Here is a 15,549-nt window from a genome sequence, read left to right as displayed (position 1 = left end):
TTGATGGTCGCGCCGGTGAAGATGCCTTCGATCAGCTTGCCGCCTTTGGTCAGGCGGAAGATTTTTGGCAGCGGCCATGCCGGGGTGTAGCTTTCCAGACGCGCAACGGCCGCTGGGGAGAGCACGATCACACCGTGGGCTGCTTCGCCGCCCAGAACTTTTTGCCAAGAGAACGTGGTCACATCCAGCTTGTCCCATGGCAGGTCCATGGCAAAGGCTGCGGAGGTGGCGTCACAGATGGTCAGGCCGTCGCGGTCATCCGCGATCCAGTCTGCATTTGGCACGCGCACGCCGGAGGTGGTGCCGTTCCAGGTGAAGACAACGTCGTTGTTCTTGGTATCAACAGTCGCGAGATCCACGATCTGACCGTAGTCAGCTGTTTTCACCTCAGCGTCGATTTTCAGCTGCTTCACCACATCGGTGATCCAGCCTGCGCCAAAGCTTTCCCAAGCAAGCATTTCAACTTTGCGCGCGCCAAGCAGGGACCACAGCGCCATTTCAACCGCGCCGGTGTCGGAGGCTGGCACAATGCCAATACGGTAACCTGCGGGGATGCCCAAAATCTCGCGGGTGCCTTCGATGGCGTCCTTCAGCTTGGCTTTGCCAACAGCTGCGCGGTGGCTGCGACCCAGAGCGGCGTCGGCCAGTTTTGTGACATCAAATGTGGGGGGTTTGGCACATGGGCCAGAAGAAAAACGCGGATTGGCCGGCCGCGTTGCCGGTTGTTGAGTAGCCATCAATGCTATCCTTACAGATAAATGCCTCTCGTTGGGGAGAGGTGTCCCACGGACCGAGATAGGCGGGATGCTGCATCTGCACAACAGGGAAAATGCGGAGTTCCGACAGTTTGCACATCAAAAACGACGCGCTTTGACCACTATAGGAAACATGCAATCCGCCAAGGCAGGTATCAGATTGCACTGGATACAATCCTTGACTGGCGCAAAGCAGTTTGGCGTGGTCTATGCAGCGTCAACTCATCACGCGCTGAACAACCGAGGACCTTGATGTATACCGCCACGCTTCTGACATCCCCGACTTCTGCCAATTTGGACCCTGCTTTGGTTGATAATCTGCGCAATGCTTGGGGTGGCGGCGATGCCGTATGGTTGGCGCCGGATGAAGCGGCGGAGTTCAAATTGGCTGACATGCCGGGCAACCGTTGGGACGTTTGGGCAGATTTGCAAAAGATGGGTGTGGACCTTGTGGTTCTGCCTACCGAGGGCCGTCGCAAAAAGATGTTGCTGGCAGATATGGACAGCACCATGATCCAGCAGGAATGCATCGATGAACTGGCAGACGAGGCTGGTGTTGGTGAACGTGTCAAAGACATCACCGCGCGGGCGATGAACGGTGAATTGGATTTTGACGGGGCGCTGACCGAGCGTGTTGGTTTGCTCAAAGGCTTGGACGAAAGTGTCATTGGCAAAGTGCTGGCCGAGCGCATCACGTTTATGCCGGGTGGAGAGGTGCTCTTGGCGACAATGAAGGCACAGGGCGCTTATGCGGCGCTGGTGTCCGGTGGTTTCACGGCCTTTACCGCCAAAGTGGCTGCAGAGCTGGGCTTTGACGAGAACCGCGCCAACACTTTGCTGGTCGACGACGGTAAGCTGACCGGCGACGTTGGGCGTCCGATCCTAGGGCGTGAGGCCAAGGTGCAGGCGCTGAAGGAGATCACCAAACGTCTCGACCTGACTCATGAAAACGTAATGGCCGTCGGGGACGGGGCCAATGATCTGGGCATGCTGGGGCTGGCAGGCGCTGGAGTGGCGTTACACGCGAAGCCTTCTGTGGCGGCCGAGTGTGATATTCGCATCAACCACGGTGATCTGACGGCGCTGCTCTATATTCAGGGCTATGCCAAGTCCGATTTCGAAGGACTCTAAACCGTGCTGGAATTTGGATTTGAAGGACTGCTGATCCTTTTGGCGGCAGGGTTCTTTGCTGGGTTTGTGGATGCCATTGCGGGTGGCGGCGGGTTGATTACGCTGCCCGCGTTGATGATTGCTGGGGTGCCGCCTGTCGCCGCTCTGGCGACCAACAAAATCCAAGGCATGTTTGGCTCGGGCACAGCGGCCTATTCCTATGCCAAAAGCGGCCTGGTGAACCTGCGAGAACAACTTTTGCCAGCTGGGTTGGCCTTTGTCGCGTCTTTGGCTGGGGCATTGTTGGTGTCGGTACTGCCGACAGATTGGATACGTTTGATTCTGCCGGTTCTGCTAATCGGCATCGCGTTGTTTTTTGCCTTTCGCAAAGACCCGGGCGACATGGGCAAAACCGCGCGACTGTCGCCACTGACCTTCACCTGGACCGCAGTGCCTTTTGTGGGGGCTTATGACGGCCTGTTAGGGCCGGGCGCGGGCAGTTTCTATATGATCGCTTTTGTGGCGCTGGGCGGCTACGGCATCTTGAAAGCCACAGCCCACACCAAAATGCTGAACTTTGCCTCCAACATTGGCGGTTTGGCTGGGTTCGTTCTGGTGGCAGAACCGCTTTGGGCCATTGGTCTTGCGATGGGTGTGATGCAGATGTTTGGCGCGGCACTGGGCGCTAAGATGGCGATGGCAAAAGGGGCAAAGCTCATCCGGCCATTGTTGGTCGTGACGTCGATGGTGCTGGCGCTGAAGCTGCTTTGGGATGTGCTCTGAGGCCAGGGGTGTTGTCCGTTAGGGGCCAATGGAAAGGCACTTCACTTCGGTGGTGCCGTTTAATGTGTTTGGCTTAAATATTTTCTCAAATTTTAACTTTAGCTTAAGGCTGGTTTTCTAGGAAAAGGACTGGGACCAAGGGCGCACATCTGTGACGTTTTGAGGTTCAGTCTTGTCAAAGGGTGGGCAGCCACAATTTTGACTGGCGCTCCGACTGGCAAATTAACGACCGCTTGCGTTGATAGGTCAACCACATTATGTCAAATTCAACCCCTTGAGCGGGTGGGAAGAACGCAGTTATCCAAGGCTATTTCATATGACCCGTATTCTGATGCGCGGCGGTAAATCCCCGTTTAATTATGTCTCCTACGAAGACACGCTTGCCAAAAACACGCTTGGTACCAACAGCGGCAACTTGATCTTTGCGGAATCTGTCTGGCGCAGCCTGTCGACAAAAGACACCACGCTTGCAATGAATGGTTATTCAGCCAACCCCAAGCGCGCAGCAGAGATCAATGCCAATTACGATGTGCTTGTCCTGCCTTTTGCCAATGCGTTCCGCACAACGTTCATGGCCCATCTGCGCAACTTCACTGCGCTGATTGAAAAGCTGGATATTCCTGTGGTGGTCACTGGTGTTGGCGCACAGGCCGGTCTGGACGCCACCCCCGAAGCGATTGCAGAAATGGGCGACGACGTCCGAGCCTTTTGCAAGGCGGTATTGAAGCGCTCTGCTTCGATTGGGGTGCGCGGCGAGTATACCTATGAGTTTATCCGCAGCCTCGGGTTTTCGGATGATGAGGTCGACATTATCGGTTGCCCATCTATGTTCTATTATGGCTCTAAATTCCCGAAGATAAAAAAGAGACGGAAGCTGTTGAAGTCCCATAAGGTGTCGATGAACGTCTCACCTTATGTACCCGGTATCTCAAAGATCTTTGAACGGAACTATAAGTACTACGATTCACTTACTTATGTGCCACAGAATAACGAAAGCCTTGATCAGGTGCTGTGGGACGGAAAGTTTCTTCCCAAGTTCGGCAGGGTTTTTCCAAAAACCACCGCTCATCCAATGTTTGCGGAAGACCGCATTCGTATGTTCATCGACACAAAGACGTGGCTGGATCATCTCCGCAATTATGACTTTGTCTTTGGCACGCGCATTCACGGCAACGTTATGGGGCTGCTGGCGGGTACCCCGTCATTTGTAATGGCGCATGACAGTCGGACGCTGGAGTTGGCCCGTTATTTTGAAATTCCGCATAAGCCGATGACGGATATCAAGACCACCGTTGTGGCACACCAGCTATACGCAGAGGCCGACTACGGGCCGATGCAGAAAAATCACAAGACCCGGTTCGATACATGGATCTCATTCCTTGAGAAGAACAACTTACGCCACATCTACCAAGACGGGGAAGACAATGGGGCTGCGTTCGCACATGACCTGGCCTTGGCTGAGTTTCCCGGTGAAATGCCCACTCTGCCCAATCAAACAGCCGAACATCTACAGCAGCGCTTGGTGTGGCAATCCAATAACACCCGCGGTCGACTCAGCAAACTGGAGGCGCAGATGAAAAGCCTCTCTAAAACGGTGCTGGGCAAATGAGTGAGTCAGCTTTTATCATCCTTGCCGGTGGGTCTGGCACACGATTTCGGTCTGAAAAGCCAAAGCAGCTCGCAATGCTGGCAGGCAAGACGATCCTGCATCACACGTTGGAAAACGTCGCGGCTTGCGAAAGCGTTAAACAGATCATTCTGGTCAGCCGTGGCACGATTCTGGAAGAGGCGAAAAAAATTGTCTCTGACATTGCGCATCCTTCCATCAAAATCGTTGAGGGCGGCGCAAACCGTTTGGAATCCACCCGCGCCGGCCTGATGGCCGTTGATGGGCCAGCCGCAACAAAGGTTTTGGTGCATGACGGCGTGCGCCCCTTTATCAAACATGATGTGATCAACTCGTGTTACAGTGGCCTTGATACATATGACGCGGTTGATGTGGTGATCCCTTCTTCCGACACATTGGTTGAAGTGAATCCAGAGGCCGTGGATTTGATTGGCCAAATTCCGCGCCGCGAAGCATTCCGCCGAGGGCAGACGCCGCAAGGGTTCTGGCTCGGAAAAATTCGCCAAGTGATCGACGAAGTGCCCGATCTGGCCGCCGCCACTTTTACCGATGATTGCGGTATGTATCTGGCCGCTCGTCCCAAAGCGACGATTGGGTTGATCGATGGGGATGAGAGCAACATCAAGATCACACACCCGATTGATTTGTTCATGGCCGAGCAGTTGATCATGACCGGCCAGACCGGGGCACAAGCCCGGGAATCCGATGTTGACGTTTCCGCGATGAACATCGTGATCTTCGGGGCCAGTTCTGGTCTTGGAGAAGATGCGCTGATCTATCTGGAAAAGTTGGGCGCCACAGTCCATGGCGTATCACGCGGGACAGGCTGTGATATTTCAAAGGCTGCTGATGTTGCCGCATCGTTGGAGGCCGCCGCCGCTAAAGGCCCGATTGATGCGGTCATCAACTTTGCCGGGGTTTTGCATATTGGCAAGCTGGCCGAAATTGACCCGGGCGATCTGGAGCGGGTCGTGCAGACCAATTATATGGGTGCCCTCAACATTGCACGTCTGTCTTATGAGTACCTCAAGCAGTCGAAGGGCCAGCTGATGTTGGTGTCTTCGTCGTCTTACTACCGGGGCCGCAAAGACTACGCGGTGTATTCTTCCTCCAAGGCGGCGGTTGTCAATTTGACTCAAGCGTTGTGCGAAGAATGGGCGCCTGAGGCTGTGCGGGTGAACTGTATCGTGCCACGTCGCGCAAACACACCGATGCGTCATGCCGCCTTCCCCGGCGAAGATCCAAGTACTTTGCTACAGCCAGAAGAAGTGTCCCTACAGGTACTGAAGCTGCTCAAATCGCCGGATTCCGGAATTATCAACCATGTTTACTAAGTTTGTAAAAAAGGTCGGCCGAAAGACCGCCAACACCTTTGTTACTCGCCAGAATGCGCCCGCCGTCAAAAAAGTCACAGGGCCATCGGCGTCGGTACGGTCAGTCTGTTTCCATGCGGTTGCAAGGAATGAGATGACGCGGGACACGGTCCTGCCGGATGTGGAATACGTGGTCTATTACGGCGAAAAGAATGCGGTCAGCCACTACGACATGTGGAACCCTGTCTTTGCGAAACGTCCTGGATCATATGTGTCTATCTTTCGCTTTTCTGCCAGTTGGTGGGATGTGAATGAGGACCCAGACATCTACCCAATCTCACAGATGGCCCAAATCGAACCGCTATTTGCACGCATGCCCAATCTCAAAGCTGTGTTTTATCCGGCCAACAATGGTGTGAACATGCAGGCTGTGCGCCATACGGACTTAACTCATGTGTTTCTCGGTCATGGAGACAGCAATAAGGCGTCCAGCGCCAACAAGTGTTTTCGTCTCTATGATGAAGTTTGGGTGGCCGGTCAGGCGCACCGCGACAGATTTGATCGGGTGTCAGGAGATTTTTCTGGTCTGAAGTTCTCTATCATCGGCCAACCGTGGATGCGAGACTGGCTGAAAAAGCTGCCCACCTATGACGTAGCCGAGCGTAACCAGTGGGGCTATTTCCCGACTTGGCGTGGTTACTATGCGAATACCAATTATTCTTCACTGGATTTGACAAAAAAAGTGGCAGCGGAGGCTCAGGCCTGTCTGGGCGAGAATGCAGCGGGCTTCTTAAAGTTGCACCCCTGGTCTGCGCCTGCAGATGTGAAATCGGTGTCCCGGATTGTCGCTGATGACCAGGCTTCTCGCCAATCTGCGCTGGATGAAGAAGATGACAGTGGCGCCCCAAAGGTGGGGCTTCATGTGCCTGACCAATCAACGCAGCTTCGCGATATTCTGAAAAAGCCACTTCGCTTTGTGATCTGTGATATCTCTGCTGCGGTGACGGAATGCCTTTTTATCAACGTTCCAGTCTTTCTTTATTACCCACAGCCACCGGCGTTGGTCGCTGATGATTTTGAAGAGCAGAATGCGTTCTGCTATCTCTATCGCAATGCTGATGAGCTACGCGCGTTGCTGAAGCGGGTGATCACGGATGGTGACGACTATCTGGCCGACAAACGCGAGCAAGCCATGAACAATCGTATTGATCTAGAACGGACCAAAAACGGTCAGTTTTACAAAGAACTTGACCGTCTTCCCAAAATCTAAGTTGCGCGTTTGAAAGACGCGATTGTCTTAGGGGCCACGCGAGGATCCCTGCGGCGATGCTTGGTGGGGATTTCTGGCAAACCAGTGGTCTGAGCCCCACTGGCGACTAAAACGCCAAATTATGGTACCTTGGGGCGCGCGTGGCTTATTTCACTACGTGCGCGTGAGGGCTTTCAAGACCGTTTTTGTGTCGAAAGGAGACGTACCATGCCCAAGTTTATGTTTATTTATCACGGCGGCGGACGACCGGAGACGTCCGAAGAAGGTGAAAAAGTGATGGCGGCCTGGTCAAAGTGGATGGAGGGCATCGGCGAAGATTTGGTGGATGGCGGCAATCCGGCGGGTATGTCCAAGACGGTCACCATTCATGGCATTGGCCATGACGGTGGCGCAAATCCGGTGTCGGGGTACACGTTGGTCAACGCCGCCGATATGGATTCCGCCTGCGAGATTGCAAAAGGGTGCCCAATTCTGGAACACGGCATGGGCACCGTAGAAGTGGCCGAAGCGATGGAAATGTAAGGCGGCTGTGAGCCGCCTTTTGTTTAGCTCAGAGGTGAGGCGGCGCGCATCACACCAGTTTGCAAGCCATCCCAGTTACGGATCGGTGCATCGAGGTATTTTTGTGCTTCAGGATGCTTGGGATCCAGCACGCCCAGTTTCACCAAAATGGCGGCCAGTGCGTTTTCCGAGGCGCGGGTGGCCCCATCGATGATTTTTAAGGCCACTCCCAGTTTCTGTTCCAGCAACATGGCAACAAAATAGGCCTCCGCGCCGGTTTTGATCGCCACAGTATGGCCCATAGCCCGCATCAGGTTGGTGCAGGCGCGGCCTTCGCCAGCGACATATTCAGGGTGTTTTGCCATTGCATTGCGTAAACGGGCTGCAGCGGTCTCGCGTGTGCCATTGCCTTCGCGTGCAGCGGCGTAGAATGCCATGGCGCGGGCCATGCCTTTCAGTGTGCTGGCGTGATTGGGAGCGGAGCAGCCGTCAATGCCGTAGCCAGCGCTGTCCTCATGGGTCAGCTCTTCATGCGCCGCCAGAACCGCTTTTTGCACCAGATGATCCATGTCGGTGTACCTGCCGCCTGCGCCCAAGTGTTTGGACAGGGTCAGAAAGCCTGTGTGTTTGCCAGAGCAGTTGTTGTGGACGCGGCGCACCGGATCACTGCAGCGGATCAAGTCGTCACGGATGCCAATGTCGCGCGGCTCTTGTGGGCCACAGATCAGGTCATCGTCGCTAAACCCTTGCGCAGCCAACCAAGCGTTGACCATGTCATTGTGAATGGCAGAGCCGTTGTGCGACGCACAGGCCAGCGCCAGATGTTGGTCGGTCAGACCTGCCGCGTCAGCCGCGCCGCTCTCCACCAAAGGCAGGGCCTGGATCATTTTGGAGGAGCTACGGGGCAGCACAATCGCGTCCGGATCACCCCAGGCATGCACAATGTCACCCTCGGCATTACAGACCACAGCATGGCCGGAATGCATGCTCTCCAGGATGTTTCCTCGCCAGATTTCGGTCATTGGCACGGCTTTGGTCATGGTTTCTCTCGCAATTGTTGGCAATTTTGTGCCAACGGGTCTTTCGCGTGGCAACAAATATGGGCTAAACTCTGCGCATCGCGTATAACAAAGTCCAGCCCACTTCAAATGGTGCAAAGCCAACGGGCGGACGACAAGAGGCAATACACAGCTTGGAGGCTGTAAAGAGCATGACATCACGTTTGGTGAAAGCGCTGGCCGTGACCGCAACTGCGGTTTGGGGTGGTATGGTATCGGCACAGGCCGCAAGCGAAAATCAGGTCAACGCCATTACCGACTGGAGCGTCTTTGAGCACAAAGACAGCAGCAAACGGGAATGCTGGGCGGTGAGCACTGCCAAAGAGAGCGTGAACACTCGTGGCGGACAGGTTGTTGCGGTGCGCCGCAGTGACATCCTGTTGTTGGTGTCGTTTGTGCCCACTTCCAGCGTTGCGGGCCAAGTGGGCTTCACCGGCGGCTATCCTTTTGCGGGTGGCTCTACCGTTGACGTGACCATCGACGGGCAAGCCTTTGTGATGATCACAGATGGGGAGTGGGCCTGGCCTGCCTCATCCGGCGATGACGCCAAGATGGTAGCTGCGATGAAGCGCGGTGCGGATGCGACGTTTAATGGCCGCTCGTCACGTGGAACCAAAACCAGCGATACGTTCTCCTTGCGTGGCTTTACCGCCGCTGTGGAAGACGCTGAGAAACGCTGTAAGTAAGCGCTTCGGATCAACCGGAGCAGGGCCTCTGCCAAGGTCCTTAAACGCCTGACATTGCCACCATGGGGGAGGCTGATCGGATCAACCGGTCAGCACATCAGCCATGGGAGAGCAGACAATGGCACAGGCACAACAGGCAGAGACGCGGATCAACGCGCATGACATCACCGATTTGGATCTAAGTTGCGTGGCGCGCGGCACCAAGATTGCCACACGCCGTGGCGAAATTCCGGTGGAAGAGCTTCAAGCTGGCGACGAAGTGGTCAGCCGTGACAAGGGGCTGGCACCGGTTCGCTGGATTGGCCGTTTGGATGCCTCCAATGCCCCGATCAAAGTACCCGCAGGTGCCATGGGGCGTCGCGTACCGGCGCGAGATTGCTGGCTGTCACCAGATGCGCGACTTTGGATGCAAGGCGCGGAATTTGAGGCAGCGTTCACCAGCCGCGAGGTGCTGGTGCCGGTGAAAGACCTTGTTGGCTGGCGTGGAATTCAAGAAGACCCCTCAGGGCCGTCGGAATATTACCTTGTGCTCTGTGACACACCCAGCGTGATGATTGTCGATGGCATGCAGGTGGAGATGCGCCACCCGGGCGCCGGACTTCCGCTGTTTGTGAAGACGCAAGCGGATGAAATGGCTGACCTGTTTCCGGAGCTACTGGCAATGGACTCAAAGTCTGACAAATGGCGCCGGCGCTTGGACAAACACGAGGCGTCCCAAGTTACAGATGTGAAAAAGCGGGCCTAACTTGGTGTGAAACGCTTCAAATAATCCATAAGGGTTTTGCCGGGTTCACTTGCAAACCTGTCTCCAGGGATCAGGGTTTCGTTGATCCGGTCGACACGGAAGACGCGGAAATCGTCCCGGGTCTCGCACCAACCGGTGCAGGTCCAGGCGCGGCCCCAATACTCCATTTGCAGCGGCCGAATGCAACGGCGGCTGTGGCTCCCGTCAAGGGCCGTGTAGTCGATGAGTAGCGTCAGTTGTTCGCGTATCGCGCGGCGAATGACTGGCATGTTTTGAAAACTTGCAGCCACCTCCGGGGCCGCGAAGATTTCTTTGCCAAAGCCGTCCAGCGCGCGGAACATCGGTTCCGGCATGGCTTGATCTATCTTGGTCAGCACGCGTGTGGCCGCCTCTTGAAGTTCCACATCCGCGGTTTGCCGCACCAACGCGGCGCCAAGGTGCAGCGCTTCGAGTTCGGTCTGAGTCAAAGCCATTGGGGGCATGAACACCGGCGCGCGCAGGATATAGCCCACCCCACGCTCACCTTCGACCGGAATGCCTGAGGCCACCAAACTGTCCATATCTCGGTAAATGGTGCGGACCGACACTTCCATTTTGTCCGCCAAGTCAGATGCCTTATGCAGGCGTCCGTCTCGCAGGACTTGGATCAAATCAAACAGTCGGTCGGTCCGGCGCATTTTTAGGTGCTGCCCTTGATGGTGTAGTGGGTCATGGTCATCGAAGTTTCATCCAGAACCACCATAAGGTCCATCAATTCCGGATAGGTCTCAGGGTTGAAGGCCTTCGCCGCGGCAGTCGCGTCTTCTAGGGACTCCCATTCCACTTCGTCAATCCAGTCGCCTTCAACGGTTACGGCAATGCGTCGCGCAAGAAAGCCTGGCTGCGCCTTGGCAAAACTTTGGGACTTTTCCCAAGCTGCCACCGCCTGTTCCTTAGTGGCTTCGGGTTTGATGCGATAGCGTACAATTTCAATGACGGACATTTTGATCTCCTTGAGTGTCGTTATGATGAAGAGGGTATTGCACAGGCCTACTGACAGGGTCTGTCAGTTGGGTTTGGTGTTAAGCCCGATTTCTGGCATTATTTGCAAAACGCCTTAAATGGTGTATCTGCACCGCTTGAATTCCCAGATGAGTCCCATAGCCATGAGTACCTCCGCGCCAATCACGCAGGACGTGATGACCATTCCCCGCAAGCTGCCTGAAGGCGGTAAGATCAACCTTGTTGGGTTGACGCGTGAAAAGCTGCGCGACGTGCTTATTGAAAACGGCACCAAGGAAAAGCAGGCCAAAATGCGGGTCGGCCAGATTTGGCAGTGGATTTATCAATGGGGTGTGCGTGATTTTCACGAAATGACTAATCTGTCCAAAGCCTATCGCGCTGAGCTGGATGAGGTCTTTGAAATTGCCATTCCTGAGGTGATCACCAAGCAGGTGAGCGAGGACGGCACGCGCAAGTATCTGGTGCGGATCGCCGGTGGCCATGAGGTGGAGGTGGTTTATATCCCCGAAACGGATCGCGGCACGCTGTGCATCTCCTCGCAAGTGGGCTGCACATTGACCTGCTCTTTCTGTCACACAGGCACGCAAAAACTGGTTCGCAACCTGACGGCGGCCGAAGTGATCGGTCAGGTCATGATGGCGCGTGACGATCTGGATGAATGGCCAACGCCTGGCACCCGCACCACAGAGGACAGCCCACGTCTGTTGTCCAACATCGTGCTAATGGGCATGGGCGAGCCGCTCTATAATTTTGACAATGTGCGCGACGCGATGAAGATTGCAATGGACCCGGAAGGCATCCAACTGTCACGCCGCCGTATCACCCTGTCGACCTCCGGTGTGGTGCCGGAAATTGCCCGCACTGCGGAAGAAATTGGCTGCCTTCTGGCAATCTCGTTCCACGCCACTACCGATGATGTGCGGGACATGTTGGTGCCAATCAACAAGCGCTGGAACATCGAAGAGTTGCTGCAAGCCCTCTCAGATTACCCAAGAGTGTCCAATTCTGAACGCATCACCTTTGAATATGTGATGCTTGATGGCGTGAATGACAGCAAAGAAGACGCGCATCGGTTGGTGGAGTACATCAAGCGGTTCAACATTCCGGCCAAGATCAACCTGATTCCGTTCAACGAATGGCCGGGTGCACCGTATAAGCGCAGTTCCAACAACCGTATTCACGCTTTTGCTGACATCATCCATGCGGCAGGCTATTCCAGCCCGATCCGCAAGCCGCGCGGCGAAGACATCATGGCGGCCTGTGGTCAGCTCAAATCTGCCACAGAGCGCGCCCGCAAATCGCGTAAGCAGATTGAGGCGGAAACGGGCGTGGCGCGCGGCTAGCTGGCCGGGTCCACTAAACATATATTTTCTTCATACATTTGGCTTGCTTGCAAAGCCGGGTGAGAACGGCGTATCCCCTTCACAGGGGATACTTTGGAGCCAGCAAATGCAGCCAGAATACAAGGCCATAGCCCGTCAGTCATTGTTGTTCAGCAGCATGCCTGCAGAAGACGCAGAGATGCTGCTGTCCAAGGCGCATGTCACAGAGTACGACCGGGGCCAGACCATCTTTTTGCAGGGCGAAAAAGCCACCGCAATCTACATTGTCATCTCCGGGTGGGCTAAGCTCTATCGCATCGCGCCGAGTGGCACTGAAGCGGTTGTGGGGGTGTTCACCCAAGGCCGTAGTTTTGGCGAAGCGCTGGCCTTTCGTGGCGATGTGAACCCAGTGTCTGCTGAGGCGGTGACGTCTCTCAAACTGATGCGGATCGAAGCGGATGATTTTCTGCGCCGTATCCGAGAAACACCCGAAGCGGCCATCTCACTTTTGGCGTCGACCTTCCGCCATTTGCACAGCCTTGTGGGACAGATTGAGGCCTTGAAAGCGCGGACAAGTGCGCAGCGGGTGGCTGAATTTCTGTGTGAGCTGAGCCATGCGGAAGAGGGATCCTGTGAGGTTATTCTGCCGTATGACAAAATCCTGATTGCAGGGCGTTTGGGCATGAAGCCAGAAAGTCTGAGCCGAGCCTTCGCACGCCTCAAGTCCGAAGGTGTGCAGATCAAACAGAACCTCGCCAAAATCGACGACATCGAACATCTGCGCGTTTATTGTGAAGAAGATCCTGCACAGGCTTGGACTCGCTGAGACCTGCAAACGAATCCTAGGGTGGAATCGTGCACGAGGTAGGGAAATCTGCATTTTAGGCGTATGATTTCGGGAGCAAGAATTTCTTCATTTGCGGGATTATCCCTGTGCTGAATCACCTTTAGAGGGTGTTGAAAACATGCGTTGAAAATAGACATTTTTCGATCAAGTCACTGTATTTAAATTATTAAATCATTTCTCTCTCATTTTCGTGAACGGTGTTGACTAATGTCAAGTTGATGGCTCGATCATAGGCGCATTGTCCGCTTGCCTCACCAAGCAAACGGAGAGTGATCATGTCACTTGGAACCACCCAAAAAATCCGCAATTCGCTCGGGATCGGCCTGGCCATGATGCTCGGCAGCGTAGCTGCACCTGCATTCGCCGAAGCACCGATGCTTAGCGAAGAAAAATTCGAAGCCTCAAAGCAGCTCTATTTCGAGCAATGTGCTGGCTGTCACGGTGTGCTGCGCAAAGGGGCCACCGGTAAGAACCTTCAGCCAGTTTTGAAAACGAAAAACGACGACGGCTCCGTCACAGAGACAGGCACGTTGAAGCTGGGCCAGGAGCGCCTGGAGAAAATTATCGCCTGGGGTACTGAAGGCGGTATGAACAACTTCTCGGACATCATGACCGAGGAGCAGATCAAAGACATGGCGACCTACATCATGATGGAGCCGCCAAAACCACCAGAGATGTCTCTTGCTCAGATGAAAGAGACTCGGAAGGTTTACGTCGAAGAAGCTGACTACCCAACCGAGCCGCTCCACGGCCGGAACTGGGAAAACTTCTTTGTCGTCATCGAACGTGATGCCGGTAAAGTTGCTGTCATCGACGGCGATACCAAAGAAGTTCTGGTTCACATCCCGACCGGCTATGCCGTTCACGTGATCAAAGCGTCTGAGCACCACTCGATCTCCGAGCCTGAGAACCCTGGCCGCTTCTGGTACACCATGGGTCGCGACGGCAAGATGACCAAAATCGATCTCTGGCAGACCCCAGACAAGATGTTGGTTTCCGAAGTTAAAGTTGCCTATGACGCACGTGACGTGGCCGTATCCGGCGACGGTAAGTACATCATTGGTGGGGCGTACTGGCCTCCACACTTCGTGATCTCAGACGCCGTTACCATGGAGCCGCTGAAAGTGGTTTCGACACGTGGCGTGAACACCGAAGGTGACTATGTGGAAGAAGCCCGTGTGGCCGCAATCTACACCACTCCACACGAGCCAACCTGGTTGGTAGCCGTTAAGGAGCTGGGCCAGATGTGGCAGGTCGACTATTCTGACCTGGACAACCTGCGTATTGATAAGATCGACACTGCTCGCTTCTTGCACGATGGGTTCTTTGACCCAACAGGTCGGTACTTCCAAATCGCTGCAAACGCATCGAACCAGATGGTTGTTGTAGACAGCAAAGAGCGCAAGCTTGAAGCGATCATCGACACCGCCGCCTTGCCGCACCCCGGCCCAGGCGCCAACTGGAACGATCCAAACTGCGGTCCTGTGGCTGGTACAACCCACTTGGGTGTAGGCACCGTGACTGTTTGGGGGAACGATCCTGAAGGTCACCCTGACCAAGCATGGAAGACTTGTTACGAAGTTGAAACTGACGGTGCTGGCCTGTTCATCCGGACGCACCCGAACTCTGACTACTACTGGGCTGACCAAACCAAGCACCCAGAGCCAGAGATTCAGCAGTCGGTACAGGTCATCAGCAAAGAGACCGGCGAGATTGTGAAAACAATCCAGGTGACTGACACCCCAGGCACTGCTGCGGTTCACTTTGAATTCAACGCCGATGGCACCGAAGTTTGGGTCTCCAAATGGAACATGTCGGACTCGCTTGAACCAAATGGTGAGATCGTCATCTACGACGCCAAAACCCTTGAAGAGATTGGCCGCGTCAAAGGGCTTTACGCTCCAACCGGTAAGTTCAACGTCTACAACCGTTCGAACCACGTCACCTAAAGGTCGACCGCAAAAGCCAAAAGAGGGGCGGGCCAAGCGCCCGCCCCTTCGTTTTTCGCCGGTCCGCATCATGGGACCGACCCACAGCCAAAACGGAGCATGGACATGTCAAAGTCCGATGACCAAGAGCCAAAAGCCCCAATTTGGCGCCGCTATTTTATATGGGGAATGCCGCTGGCCGGTATCCTAGGCGTCTTTGTGGCCGGCATTATTTTCTGGGGTGGTTTCAACACCGCCATGGAAGCCACCAACAGCAAAGAATTCTGCGTATCCTGTCATGAAATGGAAGATTTTGTGTATCAGGAATACAAGGGCACAATCCACGACGTGAACCGCTCCGGTGTCGGCGCGGTCTGTTCCGACTGTCACGTCCCGAAAGATTGGACGCATAAGATCATCCGCAAGATCAAAGCGTCACGTGAGGTCTGGGGCAAGATCACAGGCACCATCAACACGCCGGAGAAATTTGACGCCAAGCGTCTTCATCTGGCGATGAATGAATGGCAGCGCATGAAGAAAACCGACTCGATTGAGTGCCGGAACTGCCATGATTTTGAGAGCATGATGCCGGAGTTTCAAAA

General features: G+C 54.9%; 16 protein-coding genes. 12 read left to right on the top strand and 4 right to left on the bottom strand.

The features are described from left to right. Positions 1–737 (bottom strand): phosphoserine transaminase (locus QZ517_RS16640; protein ID WP_294228903.1); only part of this gene is annotated, 737 nt, incomplete at its 3' end. Between the two features lie 270 nt (positions 738–1,007). Here QZ517_RS16640 and serB point away from each other — a divergent pair. From serB to QZ517_RS16610, 6 genes are all read left to right on the top strand, one after another. Next, the gene (gene serB / locus QZ517_RS16635) at positions 1,008–1,886 is read left to right on the top strand and encodes a phosphoserine phosphatase SerB (RefSeq protein WP_294228900.1); all 879 of its coding nucleotides are present in this window, start codon (positions 1,008–1,010) and stop codon (positions 1,884–1,886) included. 3 nt (positions 1,887–1,889) lie between these two features. After that, a complete protein-coding gene (locus QZ517_RS16630) occupies positions 1,890–2,648 on the top strand; it encodes a TSUP family transporter (protein WP_294228897.1) in 759 nt (252 codons plus the stop codon). A gap of 316 nt (positions 2,649–2,964) precedes the next feature. Further along, the gene (locus QZ517_RS16625; RefSeq protein WP_294228894.1) at positions 2,965–4,257 is read left to right on the top strand and encodes a polysaccharide pyruvyl transferase family protein; all 1,293 of its coding nucleotides are present in this window, start codon (positions 2,965–2,967) and stop codon (positions 4,255–4,257) included. Beyond that, positions 4,254–5,609, top strand: a complete 1,356-nt coding sequence (locus QZ517_RS16620; RefSeq protein WP_294228891.1) for a bifunctional cytidylyltransferase/SDR family oxidoreductase — start codon at positions 4,254–4,256, stop codon at positions 5,607–5,609. The genes QZ517_RS16625 and QZ517_RS16620 overlap by 4 nt, the downstream gene beginning before the upstream one ends. 133 nt (positions 5,610–5,742) lie before the next feature. Beyond that, positions 5,743–6,858 (top strand): hypothetical protein, encoded by a 1,116-nt coding sequence (locus QZ517_RS16615; RefSeq protein ID WP_294228888.1) that lies wholly within the window; start codon positions 5,743–5,745, stop codon positions 6,856–6,858. A gap of 207 nt (positions 6,859–7,065) precedes the next feature. Next, a complete protein-coding gene (locus QZ517_RS16610) occupies positions 7,066–7,380 on the top strand; it encodes a hypothetical protein (protein ID WP_294228886.1) in 315 nt (104 codons plus the stop codon). A 23-nt stretch (positions 7,381–7,403) separates the two neighbouring features. On the opposite strand, the gene QZ517_RS16605 is transcribed toward QZ517_RS16610, so the two are convergent. Continuing rightward, the gene (locus QZ517_RS16605) at positions 7,404–8,399 is read right to left on the bottom strand and encodes an asparaginase (RefSeq protein WP_294228883.1); all 996 of its coding nucleotides are present in this window, start codon (positions 8,397–8,399) and stop codon (positions 7,404–7,406) included. Between the two features lie 170 nt (positions 8,400–8,569). Between QZ517_RS16605 and QZ517_RS16600 the strand changes: the two genes are divergently transcribed. Both QZ517_RS16600 and QZ517_RS16595 read left to right on the top strand, forming a co-directional pair. Beyond that, entirely contained in the window at positions 8,570–9,103 is a 534-nt protein-coding gene (locus QZ517_RS16600) for an invasion associated locus B family protein (RefSeq protein WP_294228881.1), read from the top strand. A gap of 118 nt (positions 9,104–9,221) precedes the next feature. Then, positions 9,222–9,848, top strand: a complete 627-nt coding sequence (locus QZ517_RS16595; RefSeq protein ID WP_294228878.1) for a Hint domain-containing protein — start codon at positions 9,222–9,224, stop codon at positions 9,846–9,848. Here the strand turns inward: QZ517_RS16595 and QZ517_RS16590 are convergent. Together QZ517_RS16590 and QZ517_RS16585 are read right to left on the bottom strand one after the other, a co-directional pair. After that, the gene (locus tag QZ517_RS16590; RefSeq protein ID WP_294228875.1) at positions 9,845–10,525 is read right to left on the bottom strand and encodes a YafY family protein; all 681 of its coding nucleotides are present in this window, start codon (positions 10,523–10,525) and stop codon (positions 9,845–9,847) included. The genes QZ517_RS16595 and QZ517_RS16590 overlap by 4 nt on opposite strands. 2 nt (positions 10,526–10,527) lie before the next feature. Next, positions 10,528–10,830: a hypothetical protein gene (locus tag QZ517_RS16585; protein ID WP_294228871.1), complete on the bottom strand. Its 303-nt coding sequence runs from the start codon at positions 10,828–10,830 to the stop codon at positions 10,528–10,530. Between the two features lie 163 nt (positions 10,831–10,993). Between QZ517_RS16585 and rlmN the strand changes: the two genes are divergently transcribed. The 4 genes from rlmN to QZ517_RS16565 form a co-directional block, all read left to right on the top strand. Then, entirely contained in the window at positions 10,994–12,193 is a 1,200-nt protein-coding gene (gene rlmN / locus QZ517_RS16580) for a 23S rRNA (adenine(2503)-C(2))-methyltransferase RlmN (RefSeq protein WP_294228868.1), read from the top strand. Between the two features lie 106 nt (positions 12,194–12,299). Continuing rightward, positions 12,300–12,998, top strand: coding sequence for a Crp/Fnr family transcriptional regulator (locus tag QZ517_RS16575; protein WP_294228866.1), 699 nt, complete (start codon positions 12,300–12,302; stop codon positions 12,996–12,998). Between the two features lie 296 nt (positions 12,999–13,294). Further along, positions 13,295–14,968 carry a cytochrome D1 domain-containing protein gene (locus QZ517_RS16570; RefSeq protein ID WP_294228864.1) on the top strand — a complete coding sequence of 558 codons (1,674 nt, stop codon included), beginning with the start codon at positions 13,295–13,297 and terminating at the stop codon, positions 14,966–14,968. A gap of 105 nt (positions 14,969–15,073) precedes the next feature. Then, positions 15,074–15,549 (top strand): NapC/NirT family cytochrome c (locus QZ517_RS16565; RefSeq protein WP_366766281.1); only part of this gene is annotated, 476 nt, incomplete at its 3' end.

The sequence above is a fragment of the uncultured Shimia sp. genome (assembly GCF_913054185.1).
Classification (GTDB): Bacteria; Pseudomonadota; Alphaproteobacteria; order Rhodobacterales; family Rhodobacteraceae; genus Shimia.
The sequence above is the reverse complement of the archived record's forward strand: the minus strand, read 5'-3'. Positions and strand labels throughout refer to the sequence as shown.

What these genes read in the sequence shown, in the direction of transcription:
- serB (WP_294228900.1), top strand. Translation starts at nt 1,008, where the DNA reads ATGTATACCGCCACGCTTCTGACATCCCCGACTTCTGCCAATTTGGAC.
- QZ517_RS16625 (WP_294228894.1), top strand. Translation starts at nt 2,965, where the DNA reads ATGACCCGTATTCTGATGCGCGGCGGTAAATCCCCGTTTAATTATGTC.
- QZ517_RS16620 (WP_294228891.1), top strand. Translation starts at nt 4,254, where the DNA reads ATGAGTGAGTCAGCTTTTATCATCCTTGCCGGTGGGTCTGGCACACGA.
- QZ517_RS16615 (WP_294228888.1), top strand. Translation starts at nt 5,743, where the DNA reads ATGACGCGGGACACGGTCCTGCCGGATGTGGAATACGTGGTCTATTAC.
- QZ517_RS16610 (WP_294228886.1), top strand. Translation starts at nt 7,066, where the DNA reads ATGCCCAAGTTTATGTTTATTTATCACGGCGGCGGACGACCGGAGACG.
- QZ517_RS16605 (WP_294228883.1), bottom strand. Translation starts at nt 8,399, where the DNA reads ATGACCAAAGCCGTGCCAATGACCGAAATCTGGCGAGGAAACATCCTG.
- QZ517_RS16600 (WP_294228881.1), top strand. Translation starts at nt 8,570, where the DNA reads ATGACATCACGTTTGGTGAAAGCGCTGGCCGTGACCGCAACTGCGGTT.
- QZ517_RS16595 (WP_294228878.1), top strand. Translation starts at nt 9,222, where the DNA reads ATGGCACAGGCACAACAGGCAGAGACGCGGATCAACGCGCATGACATC.
- QZ517_RS16590 (WP_294228875.1), bottom strand. Translation starts at nt 10,525, where the DNA reads ATGCGCCGGACCGACCGACTGTTTGATTTGATCCAAGTCCTGCGAGAC.
- QZ517_RS16585 (WP_294228871.1), bottom strand. Translation starts at nt 10,830, where the DNA reads ATGTCCGTCATTGAAATTGTACGCTATCGCATCAAACCCGAAGCCACT.
- rlmN (WP_294228868.1), top strand. Translation starts at nt 10,994, where the DNA reads ATGAGTACCTCCGCGCCAATCACGCAGGACGTGATGACCATTCCCCGC.
- QZ517_RS16575 (WP_294228866.1), top strand. Translation starts at nt 12,300, where the DNA reads ATGCAGCCAGAATACAAGGCCATAGCCCGTCAGTCATTGTTGTTCAGC.
- QZ517_RS16570 (WP_294228864.1), top strand. Translation starts at nt 13,295, where the DNA reads ATGTCACTTGGAACCACCCAAAAAATCCGCAATTCGCTCGGGATCGGC.